This window comes from Scytonema sp. UIC 10036, from assembly GCF_009725235.1.
Map to the genome: position 1 here is coordinate 1 of NZ_WJFC01000279.1, position 14,184 is coordinate 14,184.

General features: G+C 42.8%; 10 protein-coding genes and 1 CRISPR repeat array. Of the genes, 8 read left to right on the forward strand and 2 right to left on the reverse strand.

Going from position 1 to position 14,184, the window contains the following annotated elements:
• Positions 1–2: 2 nt before the first annotated feature.
• The 3 genes from F7734_RS56430 (at position 3) to F7734_RS56440 (ending at position 7,192) form a co-directional block, all read left to right on the forward strand.
• Positions 3–3,416, forward strand: coding sequence for a type I polyketide synthase (locus F7734_RS56430; RefSeq protein WP_243147602.1), 3,414 nt, complete (start codon positions 3–5; stop codon positions 3,414–3,416).
• A 206-nt stretch (positions 3,417–3,622) separates the two neighbouring features.
• Complete coding sequence (locus tag F7734_RS56435; RefSeq protein WP_155752899.1) at positions 3,623–5,263, forward strand: PfaD family polyunsaturated fatty acid/polyketide biosynthesis protein; 1,641 nt, start codon at positions 3,623–3,625, stop codon at positions 5,261–5,263.
• 408 nt (positions 5,264–5,671) lie between these two features.
• The gene (locus tag F7734_RS56440) at positions 5,672–7,192 is read left to right on the forward strand and encodes a thioester reductase domain-containing protein (RefSeq protein ID WP_155752900.1); all 1,521 of its coding nucleotides are present in this window, start codon (positions 5,672–5,674) and stop codon (positions 7,190–7,192) included.
• A 412-nt stretch (positions 7,193–7,604) separates the two neighbouring features.
• Here the strand turns inward: F7734_RS56440 and hetI are convergent, their stop codons facing one another.
• Positions 7,605–8,324, reverse strand: coding sequence for a 4'-phosphopantetheinyl transferase HetI (hetI, locus tag F7734_RS56445; RefSeq protein ID WP_155752901.1), 720 nt, complete (start codon positions 8,322–8,324; stop codon positions 7,605–7,607).
• Positions 8,325–8,858: 534 nt separating this feature from the next.
• On the opposite strand from hetI, the gene F7734_RS56450 reads away from it, so the two are divergent.
• Positions 8,859–9,113 (forward strand): peptidoglycan-binding domain-containing protein, encoded by a 255-nt coding sequence (locus F7734_RS56450; RefSeq protein ID WP_155752902.1) that lies wholly within the window; start codon positions 8,859–8,861, stop codon positions 9,111–9,113.
• A gap of 117 nt (positions 9,114–9,230) precedes the next feature.
• Entirely contained in the window at positions 9,231–10,076 is an 846-nt protein-coding gene (locus F7734_RS56455; RefSeq protein ID WP_155752903.1) for an alpha/beta hydrolase, read from the forward strand.
• A gap of 138 nt (positions 10,077–10,214) precedes the next feature.
• Here the strand turns inward: F7734_RS56455 and F7734_RS56460 are convergent, their stop codons facing one another.
• Entirely contained in the window at positions 10,215–11,396 is a 1,182-nt protein-coding gene (locus tag F7734_RS56460; RefSeq protein WP_155752904.1) for a WYL domain-containing protein, read from the reverse strand.
• A gap of 211 nt (positions 11,397–11,607) precedes the next feature.
• Between F7734_RS56460 and csx18 the strand changes: the two genes are divergently transcribed.
• From csx18 to cas2, 3 genes are all read left to right on the forward strand, one after another.
• Positions 11,608–11,958: a CRISPR-associated protein Csx18 gene (gene csx18 / locus F7734_RS56465; RefSeq protein ID WP_243147603.1), complete on the forward strand. Its 351-nt coding sequence runs from the start codon at positions 11,608–11,610 to the stop codon at positions 11,956–11,958.
• 104 nt (positions 11,959–12,062) lie between these two features.
• The gene (gene cas1, locus F7734_RS56470) at positions 12,063–13,052 is read left to right on the forward strand and encodes a CRISPR-associated endonuclease Cas1 (RefSeq protein ID WP_155752905.1); all 990 of its coding nucleotides are present in this window, start codon (positions 12,063–12,065) and stop codon (positions 13,050–13,052) included.
• Positions 13,053–13,055: 3 nt separating this feature from the next.
• Complete coding sequence (gene cas2, locus F7734_RS56475; RefSeq protein ID WP_038086147.1) at positions 13,056–13,334, forward strand: CRISPR-associated endonuclease Cas2; 279 nt, start codon at positions 13,056–13,058, stop codon at positions 13,332–13,334.
• 184 nt (positions 13,335–13,518) lie between these two features.
• A CRISPR array of direct repeats spans positions 13,519–14,069; the repeat unit is 36 nt; unit sequence GTCCCTACTCGCTAGGGAAATTAATCGATTGGAAAC.
• Positions 14,070–14,184 lie beyond the last annotated feature (115 nt).

Below are 14,184 nucleotides of genomic sequence, written 5' to 3' on the forward strand. Positions count from 1 at the left end.
CCTTGTCCCCCCTGTCCCCCACTCCCCCAACACCATCAGCCAAAGTCGCTATTGTGGGTATGGATGCCTTTTTCGGTTCCTGTAATGGATTGGATGCTTTCGATCGCAGCATTTATGATGGAACACAAAATTTTATTCCCCTTCCCTCCAACAGATGGCATGGTATAGAAGATCGACAAGACTTACTCCAGCAGTACGGATTGCCAGAAGGTAAAGCACCTGTAGGAGCTTACATCCAAGATTTAGAAATAGATACTCTATCATATAAAATCCCACCCAACGAGCTGGCAAAACTCAACCCGCAGCAACTGTTACTTCTGAAAGTTGCCGATCGCGCCCTAAAAGATGCAGGATTAAAAGAGGGTGGAAATGTCGCTGTTTTGATTGCGGCGGAGACAGAATTCTCAGCACACCAGTTACAGCAAAGATGGAATTTGGCTTGGCAAATCAAAGAGGGATTGGCGAATGGTGGAATTTCTTTACCTGAAGACAAACTTGCCCAACTTGAAAACATTACCAAAAATGCCATTCACCATCCTGTAGAGATAGGCGAATATCTCAGCTATATCTCTAACATCATGGCAAGCCGCATTTCCTCCCTCTGGGATTTTACAGGTCCTGCTTTCACTGTAACTGCGGGAGAAAACTCCACTTTCAAAGTCTTAGAAATAGCACAAATGCTACTCTCAGCCGGAGAAGTTGATGCGGTGCTAGTAGGGGCTGTTGATTTGGCTGGTGGTTTGGAAAATGTCCTGTTACGAAGTCAACTCGCACCAGTTAATACGGGGACAAATACTTTAAGTTACGACCAGAAAGCGAATGGCTGGATAGTTGGCGAAGGTGCGGGGGCTGTTGTACTGAAGCGTCATGATACAGCTAAAAAAGACAGCGATCGCATATATGCAGTTGTTGATGCTATTACACCTGATGCAGGGACAGTTAGCCAAGCTTGCCAAGAAGCTTTCCAAATGGCTGGTGTTAAACCCACAGAGGTTGAATATTTGGAAGTTAATGGTAGTGGAATTGCCCAAGAAGATGAAGCAGAAATCAAGGGGTTAATCCAAGCGTACCCCGCAACTGAGAATAACTTAAGCTGTGCTATTGGTAGCGTCAAAGCCAATATCGGTCATACCTATGTTGCTTCGGGCATAGCTAGCTTGATTAAAACAGCACTGTGTCTCTATCATCGGTATATTCCTGCAACTCCGAAATGGTCTGGTGTAAAAAACCAAGAAGTTTGGCAAGGTAGCCCTTTTTATGTGACAACGGAATCAAGACCTTGGTTTCTAGGCAAGGAAGCGAAAAAGAGAGTCGCTGCCATTAACAACATGGGAATGGATGGTACGTGTGCCCATGTCATCCTATCAGACGAATCAGAACCGCAGCAGCATACCAGCAGGTATTTGCAGCAAATGCCTTACTATCTGTTCCCAGTTGCAGGTCGCGATCGCACTGACTTACTCCAGCAGGTGAACGTTCTTCAAACAACCATAGATAATTGTAGTTCTTTAGCGGTTGTAGCACGCCAAAGTTTTGTAGAATTTCAAAAACGTTCTGAAGCTAACTACACCCTCGCCATTCTAGGAAGGAATAAAAATGAGTTAGCCAGAGAAATAGAATCTGCTTTCAAAGGAGTAAATAAGGCATTTGAGAGTGGGGAAGATTGGCAAACACCAGCAGGCAGTTATTTCACAGCAAAACCACTTGGTAACAAGGGAGGAATTGCTTACGTCTACCCAGCTGCTGTCAATTCTTATCTTGGCATTGGTCGCACTCTCTTCCGCTTGTTCCCAAGCGTCCATGATGATGCAGTTATCAAAAGTCTTTTCAGTTTGTTTGCAGAAGTTTCGCAACTCGTCTTTCCTAGAAGCTTAGACAAATTATCAACCAAGCAGTTGGAAAGTCTCGAAAAGCAGTTACTGAATAATGCCCTAGCAATCTTTGAAACAGATATGGCATTTGCCAGATTGATTACAACGATTGTACGAGATGATTTCCGAGTCAAGCCAAAATACGTCTTTGGCTACAGCTTGGGCGAGACAAGCATGATGACTGCCATGGGAGTTTGGAGTAACTTTAGCGAAGGAATTAACACCTTTCACTCCTCTCCCCTCTTTGCAGACAGAATAGCCGGACCGAAAAACGCCGTGCGCGAACATTGGGGATTGCCAAAAACGCGATCGTTCGACGATGATTTTTGGAGTACTTATCTTTTGATGGCAAACCCATCTCAAGTTCAAGAATACCTCAACCATGAAAATCGAGTTTACTTAACTCAAATTAACACACCAGAAGAAGTCCTCATTGCAGGCGATTCCGAAGGTTGTCAGAGAGTTATTAAAGCTTTGGGTTGCAACGCTTTTCGCGCCCCCTTCAACCACGCAATCCATTGCGAACCCATGCGATCTGAGTACCAAGAAGTTGTAAGAGTCAACACCTTACCCGCACAAGATATACCCGGAATTGCCTTTTACTCCTCCGCAGAATACAAACCAGTATCACTAGAGAGTCAGGCGATCGCACGCAGTTTAGCAAAAGGTTTGTGTCAACCGCTAGATTTTCCCCGACTCGTCAACCAAGTTTACGACGATGGGGCAAAAATATTTATTGAAGCAGGGTCTGGAAACGTTTGTTCGCGATGGATAGATAAAATCCTAGACAACAAAGAACACATCACCGTACCCCTCAATAGAAGAGGAATTGACGACCATGCTTCCATTATAAGAGCACTAGCAAAACTGCTCAGCCATCAAGTTTCCGTAGACTTATCACCACTGTATGGCGAGACATCAGAAGCATCAAGCCAACGCAAACCAACAGTCAAAACACTCACCCTAGGACACGCTAACCCAGTTACACAAGCTCTACAAGAAAAAGTTCCGCAAGGGAACCGAATTGTAGCCAGCATTCTAACAGAAGAAAACCGAAAACTTTTCAAAAATGCAGCCCGTAAACTACCACCTCTTATTGATACCAAGCAACATCAGAACAAACCACAATCTACAGAAACAGAAAGTAGAACTTCATCCAAAACGAGCATTCCCAACCAACCCTCCACAAGAAACATTCACAACATTATTACACCATCAATACCCCAGCCAGAGAAATTAAACATGAAAAATGTCCCCACTAACAGTTTTCAACCTCAAGAACCAGTACAATCTGGTGAGCAAAAAACAACTCAAGAAATTGTTTCCCCTAGAACCTTGTCAACACAAAACAACACCCAAAAAATTAGTCACATTACCACTCAAATCTACCCAAACAAGACCCAATATGAAAAGTTAACCAATAACAATTCCATTGTTCATCAAACCCATGCCAACTTCTTAAAATCAAGACATCAATTTAGCCAACAAATGAGTCAAATCATTCAATTACAATTAGCTTGCGTTGAAAATTTACTGAAGAGTTAGTGGATAGTAGTTAGTGGTTAGTGGTTAGTAGTTATAAGAATCTAGTTGGATACGTAAAAATTTTCTCTGTTATTCTCTCAGCGCTCTCAGCGCCTCTGCGGTTTATTAGAAAATTCATAATTCAAACAAGATTCTCATAGCAACCAACCACCAACAACTAACAACTAACCACCAACAACTAACCACCAACCACCAACCACCAACCAATGACACTTTTAACCAACCACGACAACCGACTCAAATTCCACACCAACATATTCCATCAGAATCAAGCATGGAAAGGCGCAATAGATTGCGTTGCGTTTGAACACTCAGCAATCAAAGAGAAATTGCTGAAATTAGACAAACCATGCTATGTCATCAAAGCCGCCGGACAAATTGGCGTAACCAACGACGGTTATCTCTCACCCACAAACAATGGGACAACAGGACAAGCCGAACTGTTAGTCGCAACCCCACCCATATCAACAGCAAACTTAGGCGACCCTAGTTTTTTATCATTTCACGACGTGAAATGTGCTTATTCTACTGGTGCAATGGCTGGTGGTATTGCTTCAGAAGAAATGGTCATTGCACTGGGGAAAGAAAAACTACTAGGTTCTTTCGGCGCGGGTGGATTGAGTCCAGATCGACTCAAAGCAGCAATACACCGCATTCAAGAAGCATTACCCCAAGGTCCCTATGCCTTTAATTTGATTCACAGCCCCAATGAACCAGCCATTGAACGTCGTGCTGTCGATTTATACCTCAAATATGGGGTAAGAACCATAGAAGCATCTGCATTTTTAGATCTAACTCCCAATATTATCTATTATCGTGCTGCGGGGTTAGGCGTGAATGCAGCAAATCAAATTGAAATTAAAAACAAAGTCCTTGCCAAAATTTCCCGGCGAGAGGTAGCTAGCAAATTTCTCCAACCAGCACCATTAAAAATCTTAAAAGAACTTGTTCAACAAGGGCTGATTACTGAATTGCAGGCAAATTTAGCATCGCAATTACCCATCGCTGACGATATCACTGTAGAAGCAGATTCTGGCGGTCATACAGACAATCGTCCCTTAGTGTGTTTGTTACCTTCCATTCTAGCTTTAAAGAATGAAATTCAGGAAAAATATCATTACTCAACACCCATTCGAGTTGGAGTTGCAGGAGGAATTGGTACACCAGAATCAGCTTTAGCAGGATTTATGATGGGTGCTGCTTATGTGGTGACAGGCTCGATCAATCAATCTTGTGTAGAAGCTGGAACAAGCGAATATACCAAGCAATTACTAGCGCAAGCTGATATGGCTGATGTCATGATGGCTCCTGCTGCAGATATGTTTGAAATGGGAGTCAAACTTCAAGTTCTCAAGAAAGGAACTATGTTTGCTTTAAGAGCGCAAAAATTATATGAGTTATACAGAACCTATAACTCAATTGATGATATTCCTAGTCAAGAACGAGAGAAGTTAGAAAAACAGATTTTCCGCAAAACTTTAGACCAAGTGTGGGAAGAAACTGTAACTTATTTATCCCAGAGAAACCCGGAAAAACTCAACAAAGCAGCAAGCAATCCCAAAATCAAAATGGCTGCAATTTTTAAATGGTATTTAGGATTATCTTCTCGTTGGTCTACTGCTGGAGAAAAGGGAAGAGAAGTTGATTATCAAGTTTGGTGCGGTCCCGCAATAGGAAGCTTTAATAACTGGGTTAGCGGTTCTTATCTTGCTGAACCAAATAATCGCAAAGTTGTTGATGTTGCTCATCATATTATGACTGGCGCAGCTTATTTACACCGCATTCAAAGTTTGAAAATTCAAGGTTTGCAAATGACTGACTACTACAGTCAATATCTTCCAAGGTAGGAGAATTACCCCTTAATCCCCCGTTAGGAGAATTACCCCCCTTAATCCCCGTTAGGAGAATTACCCCTTAATCCCCCATTAGAGAATTACCCCCCTTAATCCCCCCGTTAGGAGAATTACCCCCCTTAATCCCCCTTAATAAAGGGGGAAACAAGAAATTAGTCCCTTCCCCTTATAAAGGGGAGATTAGAACCCAGTTCCCTCCCCTTTGCAAGGGGAGGGCTAGGAGGGGTAAAACATAAGCTGAAACCGAAGAAAGAAAAAAAGAATATCAGCCGTATTGTAGCAAGAAGGGATTAAATCAATGGAGGCGGAGCCTCCTACTCTTCATTCCCAGGCTGAGCCTGGGAACGAGTCATTCAAAATCCAAAATCCAAAATCCAAAATCCAAAATCCAAAGAGGTAAATATGGTTTCAAATCAAGCTCGCACTGCAGAAGAAATTCAAGCATGGTTGGTATCTAATCTTGCAAACGCATTAAAGATTTCACCACATGAAATCAATGTTCGAGAGCCTTTGGACAGTTATGGTTTGGATTCAGCGCAGGCTATGGTACTTATTACCAATACGGAGAAGATGCTTGGATTTGAGGTTTCTCCAATGCTGCTGTGGCATTATCCCAATATTGAGGCTCTTTCAGAACGCTTGGCGGAAGAATCGCAAGAGAAATATTTGGGTGATTCGGATGCTAAGAATGGATCGGTGGCAAATTCTTCTACAACGAAAGCAGCGGCTCTGGATTTGAGTGCTGAAGTTGTTTTAGATCCAAGTATCCGTCCTGCATCTTCTTTTGAATTCCCCTCCGAACTCAATAATGTCTTCTTGACGGGCGGAACGGGTTATTTAGGTGCTTTTATTGTTTACGAACTGCTTCAATCAACTCACGCAGATATTTACTGTTTGGTACGTGCATCTAATTCTGAGGAAGGTAAGCGCAAGCTGAAGCAAAACTTGCAACAGTATGCCATTTGGGAAGAAAGGTTTAATTCCAGAATAATTGCTGTTCCTGGAGATTTGTCTCAGCCCCTTCTTGGTTTGAGCAAGGAAGGCTTCGATATGCTAGCAGCTAATCTTGATGCTGTGTATCACAGTGCTGCTATGTTAAATTACGTGTATCCTTACTCTGCACTTAAAACTGCTAATGTTTTGGGCACTCAAGAAGTGATTCGCTTGGCAAGTGATATCAAAACTAAGCCCCTGCATTACGTTTCTAGCGTAGCAATTTTTGAATCCCCTGTTTATGCAGGTCAAGTTGTCAGAGAACAAGATAGCTTTGACCATTGGGAAGGTATTTATCTGGGATACTCTCAAACAAAATGGGTCGCTGAAAAATTAGTAAAACTAGCAGGCTCACGCGGGCTACCCATCACAATCCACAGACCCCCGTTAATTGGCGGACACAGCGAAACAGGGGTATCCAATACGAATGACTTCATCTGCTTGATGATAAAAGGCTGTCTGGAGATGGGATATTTCCCAGATGTAGATTACATGATGGATATGTCCCCTGTGGATTATGTCAGCAAAGCAATTGTTTATTTATCCCAGCAAAAAGAATCTATTGGAAAGGCGTTCCACTTACAACATCCTCAACCCGTACCCTTAAAGATGTTAGTGGACTGGATGCGCTCTTTTGGTTATCCCATCCAACTGATGCCCTATGACCAATGGCAAGCAGAATTAATGAAGAGTCTATCTTCTGGCGACAATTCTTTGTATACACTACGACCTTTCTTACTTGAAAAATGGTCTCAAGAAGGACTAACCATCCCAGATTTATACCTGCAAGCAAAAAGACCTCTTATCAGCTGTCGGGAAACCCTTGACGCCCTAGCTGGAAGCTCTATTGTTTGCCCTCCTATTGATTCCAGGTTATTCATGACCTACTCCGCATATCTTATTGAAAGCGGTTTCTTGAGCGTCGCTTAGTCGTCATTCCTCGTTCCCAGGCTCCAGCCTGGGAATGCCTTCGCTGAGGCTCAGCCTCGTCATCCCTCGTTCCCAGGCTCCAGCCTCACATCAGTAAAATCTTTGTTGTAAGATGTTGCTTCCAACCAACTTCATATTAACCATTTTTAAGGAAATAAAGCACAAATGTAAGGGCGCAATGTCTTGCGCCCTTACATTTTGTAAAAATTGCTGTAAATTGGGCATTTAATGGTTTAATTTTTAAAAGTCTCTCAATTAATGGAGGCAGAGCCTCCTAATATGCATTCCCAGGCTCAGCCTGGGAACGAGTGGAAGAGTATGTCTCAACAACTTTTTAGTAAGGCAGAGGGCATATATGAAAGAAAAAGTTTTGATAAAAACCTTTCTGCCATTGCTCTCTGCCTTCTTCAAATCAATACTGCCAACGGTTGAGACGAATCCCAGTACCTTCCACAGCGATCGCCGCCACAGAATTACTATCAGGTATAATCTCTAGTAAACTCCACTGTTGCTCTGTCTTGAGCTTAGCGGGTTGCCCTGGTGTCAGCAAAACCTCAATTTGCTCTAATTGTGATATTCCTACGCCTGTTGCTTTTAAATATGCTTCTTTACAAGTCCAGTAACGGAAAAAGACTTCTTGCACTTGGTGGGGTGGTAGCGAACTTAACACTGCATACTCTCCTGGTGCAAAGAACCGATTGGCAAGACTGAGAACATCTGAAATTGGGCGAACATACTCTAAATCTATACCGACTTTGCGATCGCAACTCACTGCACACAGAGCCAACCCTTGAGAGTGGGTGAGATTAAACCACAGCTTGCGGTCGGCAAAGGAATCAGCTAAAACAGGTTTGCCAGAGGGTTCGTAAGAAAACTGCACAAGTTGCGGTTCCACGTCCAAATAACGACTTAAAATAGTACGCAATATCCCCCGACCGGCAATAAAACGCTGCCGATGCTGTTCTTTATAAAACCGCTTAGCCCGACAAACTTCATCACTAGAGAGAGTCGCTGCTAAATGTTGCAGTTGTGCATCTGGTTGATCAAGGTTAATTCGCCAGACGTGAACTTCATCCTGTAGCAGGGTTAAGTTTGTCGGTGCAGTCAGCCACGAAGAATTATCAACGCTCATTGAGTTACGCAGTAAAGATCGGAATTAATGCTTGAAATTTCAATACCTAAATTTTGAAGGGATAGGTGAGGTAGGTTTTCCTCCCTTGCGGTAGAGCCTGTGATTGCGAACAACCGTTCCCAATCATTATCGGATAATTTACCGCTCATATGACAAGACATTGAGGATTGGTAGAGTTACCTCCTTTCCTCCTACCGGGTATGCAGCAGAAGACCGCTGTATAACCCGACACTTAAACTCACATCACACAGCCAAACAGCCTTGTCGCTTTTTAAGAGATTAAAAAGTGAGTTGTCAAAATCGGTTTTGCTTTTTGACTTCCCCTTGATTATACTATTTCAGGAGCTGACACGAATAGTCTACTTGGAAACCATTTTGGCTCATTTTTCGTCTTTAATAAATTCTTTAATCATTCTAAAGTTAGAAAGCAGAAGACCGGGAAAAATATTACCCTGGTGAGTACCATAAAAAAACCGTAATTTCCGATGATGGGCGTGATGAATTAATTAGTACATTATTCAAGGAAAACAAACTATGGAATCCGAAGTAAAAGCATCTGCCGTCAGAGAAGTAACCACTGTAAGACGCGGTGATACTGGTTCGGCTGTAAGATTGCTACAGAATATCCTCATTTCTTTAGGCTATCTTGGCAGAGACCTTAACACCGGAAATTTCTTAGAGCAAACAGACGATGCTGTAAGAAACTTTCAAGCAGATAATAGTTTGCGTGTAGATGGTATCGTTGGTCCCAGAACTTGGGACCTTTTGGGCAGTAGGCTCTGGGACTAATTGGGTAAAAGGGCATGAGGCAAAAGGGCATTGGGCATTGACTAGTTCCCAGCTTTCCCCCTAACTCCTAACCCATGCCCAATGCCCCATCCCCCATGCCCAATCCCCAGATATAATATGTCTTTCAAAGGTCAGGTAAATTCAAACGGTTTTCAATTCCAGTATATTCTTGAGGGTGATGGAACTCCTGCGATCGTCATTGGAAGTTCCCTGTATTACTCTAGAACCTTTTCTAACAATCTTCGTAACAGTCTAAAGTTAGTGTTTGTCGATCATCGAGGTTTCTCACCTCCTTACGATTGTAAAGACATCACTCAGTTCCAATTAGACATACTCGTTGATGATATCGAACTCGTTAGGAAAGAGCTAGGCTTCGAAAAAATTATCATTATTGGTCATTCAGGGCATGCATTTATGGCACTTGAGTATGCCAAGAAATATCCTGCCAATGTGTCTTATGCAGTCATGATATGTGGAGCACCGAGTTACTCCCATGAAGCGCATAAAGCTTCAGTACGATATCTGAATGACTCAGTTTGTCCCGATCGCAAAGCAGTTCTTGCAAAAAACCTAGCTAGATTACCTCAAGAAATAGAAGCTGCACCAGAGAAAAGCTTTATTACCTTTTGCCTTCTCATGGGACCCAAAAGTTGGTTTGACTACAACTATGACGCGACAAAACTTTGGGAAGATGTAGAAGTTAACATGACCATGTTTGATTATGTTTGGGGCGAAGTTTTTCGGGACATAGATATTACTAAGAACTTAGACAAGTTGCAAGCACCCGTGCTTCTAGCACTTGGACGCTATGACTACCTTGTTCCACCACCATATTTGTGGGAACCCATAAGAGACAAATTCCCCAATCTTACCATCCGCATATTTGAAAAGAGCAGCCATGCACCCCACTTTGAAGAACCAGAACTCTTCGATCGCGAGTTACTGAATTGGCTTTCTAAATAAGGTTCGTAGTTGCGCTTCAGCGCATGCATTGCAACTCCAAACTTATAATACTATAACTAATTAACCAAACACAACACAACCAGCACTCCCATTCATTAAAAGCCTGCCAAAAAACCCAATCCACAACATAGATAATTATTAAAACCTTGCCACTAAATTGCTAGCAGCTTCGTGATGTTTCCTCACCAGAGAAGGAGGAGAAAGCACTTGAGCCTTATCCATATAACGATAGACCCAAAACAAAAACTCATTGAAAGAGCGTGGTGGTAGCGCTATAATATAGTCCACAAAATTAACTTTACCCGTCATTTCATCTACAGGGCTGGAGATAACTTCTTGATTGGGATGGCGAAGTTCTCCTTCTTGAATGAAAGCAGCCAGTGAATGAAAAAAACGCACTTTGATTGTGACAAACTCTAACTTACCTTGCAATTCTAACTGTTGGTCGCTTGGTTCTCCTAAATTGAGGCCCCAACCATTTTCTAGCAGTTCATGTGCTTTTGCTAGACTGTATCTTTGTGCTTCTGTACCTCGACCTGATTCATTTAAAACTCTACAGTAGTTCTTAAACCGATTCATTCTTCCAATTGCGAAATGTCCGTTCTCGCAATATTCATAAAGTAAATACCAAGCAATATCGTGATAAATTAACTGTAATGGCACAACTCGTATTGGTCCCACACGACCAGTACCATAAAAGTCGCTACTGCGAGATATTTCAACGCGCTGTCCTTGGATAATGGCTTGTTCCAAAATTGGTAATTTGTGGAACAGAGTGTCTTGATTGTTTCCTTTTTCTGCCATTTCTTCAGGATCGGTATGCACTATGGCACGATTGAGATATTGTCTGATGGGATAAAAAAATTCTCCGTTGAGTTGCAAATCCAACCCCCGCAACCTTTTGCTAAGGGTCTCGTGAATACGTCTGACTTGTGAATCTCCTTGATATTTGGCTTGGGATGCTATGGCATTAACTGCAACTTTCAGTTCCTCCTGGGACATGACGCCTGTACCCAGATAGTATCCCCACCTATACATCCTTCGATCTAGAATGCCGTATTCTCGAAGAGTTTCTAAGTCTTTTCGCAATGTTGGCGTGGAAGGATAATTGGCTGGTAATTGAATTCCAAAAACATTTGCTAATTCTTGCAATCCTAACTGCACTTGCGTCAAAGCATTGTGATGTTTGTTTTTGGGTAAATCCTCCATGACATCCGGACAACCAATTCCCGGATATTTCAATAAGGTTGCAATCAACAGCATGAGTCGTTCAAAACTCAAGCGATCGCTGTAGGGGTGAGAGGTTTCTTTTTTACGCATTTAGATTAACAGTGACCAGTGACCAGTGACCAGTGACCAGTGACCCCTATTGGGGGATTGTTTCACTTTTTTCTGGGTTGATAAATAGAAAATATGACTTATCCAAATGTTGTATCAATCTATTCCAGGATTGGCAAGGTTTTTGTGCTTTGTAAAGATACTGTGAATTATTCTCTTTTCCGAGCTTTTTTTGGATCGATCGAATATCTTAATGTCATGCAGCGCTGCATATTATACACCTAGAATTCCAAAAAGCGACAAGCGATCGCCAATCTTTATGTACGTTTCTCCGCGTGTTTCTACCATACGCAACACTTTAGTTTCTGTTTTTACGGGCGGTATTACTCTTATTATCTTGCTGATTGCCCCCTTGGGATTAGCTGCGGTAATTATTAATACTCTGTTAGTCACTTTAACGACTTTCGCGGTGTCTAGCGTTGCTGACCGAGTTATTGCTTGGTTGGAGCCACAAAGACAAGTTGAAATGCTTTCTTCCGAGCAAAGACGAGAAAATGTCAATCGTCGCCGTCAATCATCTTTAAGTAGGTGGTGGAGAGGCTAAGAGGAATAGGGTGTGGAGTGGGAAATTCTAATAGTACGGGCGGAAGCATTGCGCCCCCAAACCACTAACTACTAACCACTAACCACTAACCCTTAACTCAATTTATGAGAACCCTATATGTTTCCCAGCAGAATTGCTACGTTTCTTTACAGCAAGAAATGTTAATTGTCAAGCAGGGAGAAACTATTTGTGCTGAAGTGCAGTTACCACTCTTGGAACAAGTTCTGATTTTTGGTAAATCTCAAGTCAGTACGCAAGCAATTCGTGCTTGTCTTTGGCGAGATATTCCCATTGTTTATCTTTCTCGCATGGGATTTTGTTACGGACGCATTTTACCAATTGAGCGCGGATATCGGCAATTATGCCGTTACCAACAGCAGCTGTCACCTGTGGAAAAATTAGTCACCGCTAGGGCGATCGTACAAGCAAAATTAAAAAATAGTCGCGTGCTGTTGCGACGACAGAGAAAGCGGCTTGAGTCGGAAGTGTTGGAAGGAGCATTGCGAAGCCTGGATTATTTGGTTTCGCAAGCTGCAGAAGCTGATAGTTGGGAACGGCTGATGGGGTTTGAAGGTTCTGGTGCGGCACAATATTTTTCTGCTTTTGGAGAATGTTTGACCAATTCAGAATTCGTCTTTACCGGGCGCAGTCGCCGTCCACCAGGAAACCCTGTCAATGCCATGTTGAGTTTTGGCTATCAAGTGCTGTGGAATCATTTACTAGCAATGATAGAAATACAAGGACTCGATCCCTACTATGCTTGCTTGCACCAGGGTTCAGAACGCCATGCTGCTCTTACCTCGGATCTCATTGAAGAGTTTCGCGCTCCTATTGTGGATTCCTTAGTTTTGTGGTTAGTTAATACTAAAGCTGTAAATGCACAAGATTTTGAATACCGAGATGGAGGTTGTTACCTAAACGATTCTGGACGGCGAAAGTATCTGAAGGCATTTTTACAGCGTATGGAGGAGCAAGTACAAACGGACTCTGAGGAAAAACAACCCAAATGGGATTTGCTAACTCAGCAAGTTAAAGCTTACAAGCAGTTTGTTTACAATCCCAGTCATACATATCAGCCTTACTTAATTCGTTAGTTCATGTTATACGTGGTAGCTTATGATATTCCTTGCGACAAACGGCGCAAAAAGGTATCAGATTTGCTAGAAGGATATGGCAAACGCGTACAGTACTCGGTTTTTGAGTGTCAATTACCTCCAAGTAAGTACAAAGAACTTTGTCAAAGGTTGAAGAAGAAGGTAAAACTTGCAGAAGACAGCGTGCGGTTTTATCCTCTGTCCCAGCACACTTGGGGACAAGTAGAGACGTGGGGCGTTGGTCCTCCTGTAACAGAGCTACCTGGTTCGATAATTGTCTAATTAGCGGCGAGGGGGTCGGTAAAAGTCTGAAATACTGATTCTTCCGTTGACTCCCTCGCCGCCTTGTCTAGTAAGCGTTTCAGCGATTTTTATGATGGTTTTTTCTCCCTTTCTCGTCTCAATTTCTGACCCCCTCGCAAACTGCCTCTGGACTCCTTACGGGGTAAGGGTCTAAACTAGAGGAGTCCCTACTCGCTAGGGAAATTAATCGATTGGAAACAAATCGATACATTTTCGTCTACCTCAATGCCTTTTACAAGTCCCTACTCGCTAGGGAAATTAATCGATTGGAAACGCTTTCCTCTACTGGTGTAGTCTCTTCTGTTACTGGGGTCCCTACTCGCTAGGGAAATTAATCGATTGGAAACAAAAATTGGCACAGCATCCAGGACCTGTAGTTGCCAGTGTCCCTACTCGCTAGGGAAATTAATCGATTGGAAACAGCTAAATATTTTCAAGTTGATGACACCGCAATTTATGTCCCTACTCGCTAGGGAAATTAATCGATTGGAAACCTTTCCACATAAGAGCGACAGCTTCCCCGGTTCTTACTCGTCCCTACTCGCTAGGGAAATTAATCGATTGGAAACCAATCATTGCCGCTACACTTGTTACGAATCTAATAGGTCCCTACTCGCTAGGGAAATTAATCGATTGGAAACTGGAAAAAGCAGAAAACAAGACTATTGCGATCGCACTGTCCCTACTCGCTAGGGAAATTAATCGATTGGAAACTAGAAGAAATGCGCCGGGGCGCATATCGTGACTTTGGAATGCCCTAATCTCCAGGAAAATAAAAAGATTGGGTGAGGGCGGGGGAGAGGGGCGGGGGGGGAGGGGAGGGGGGGGG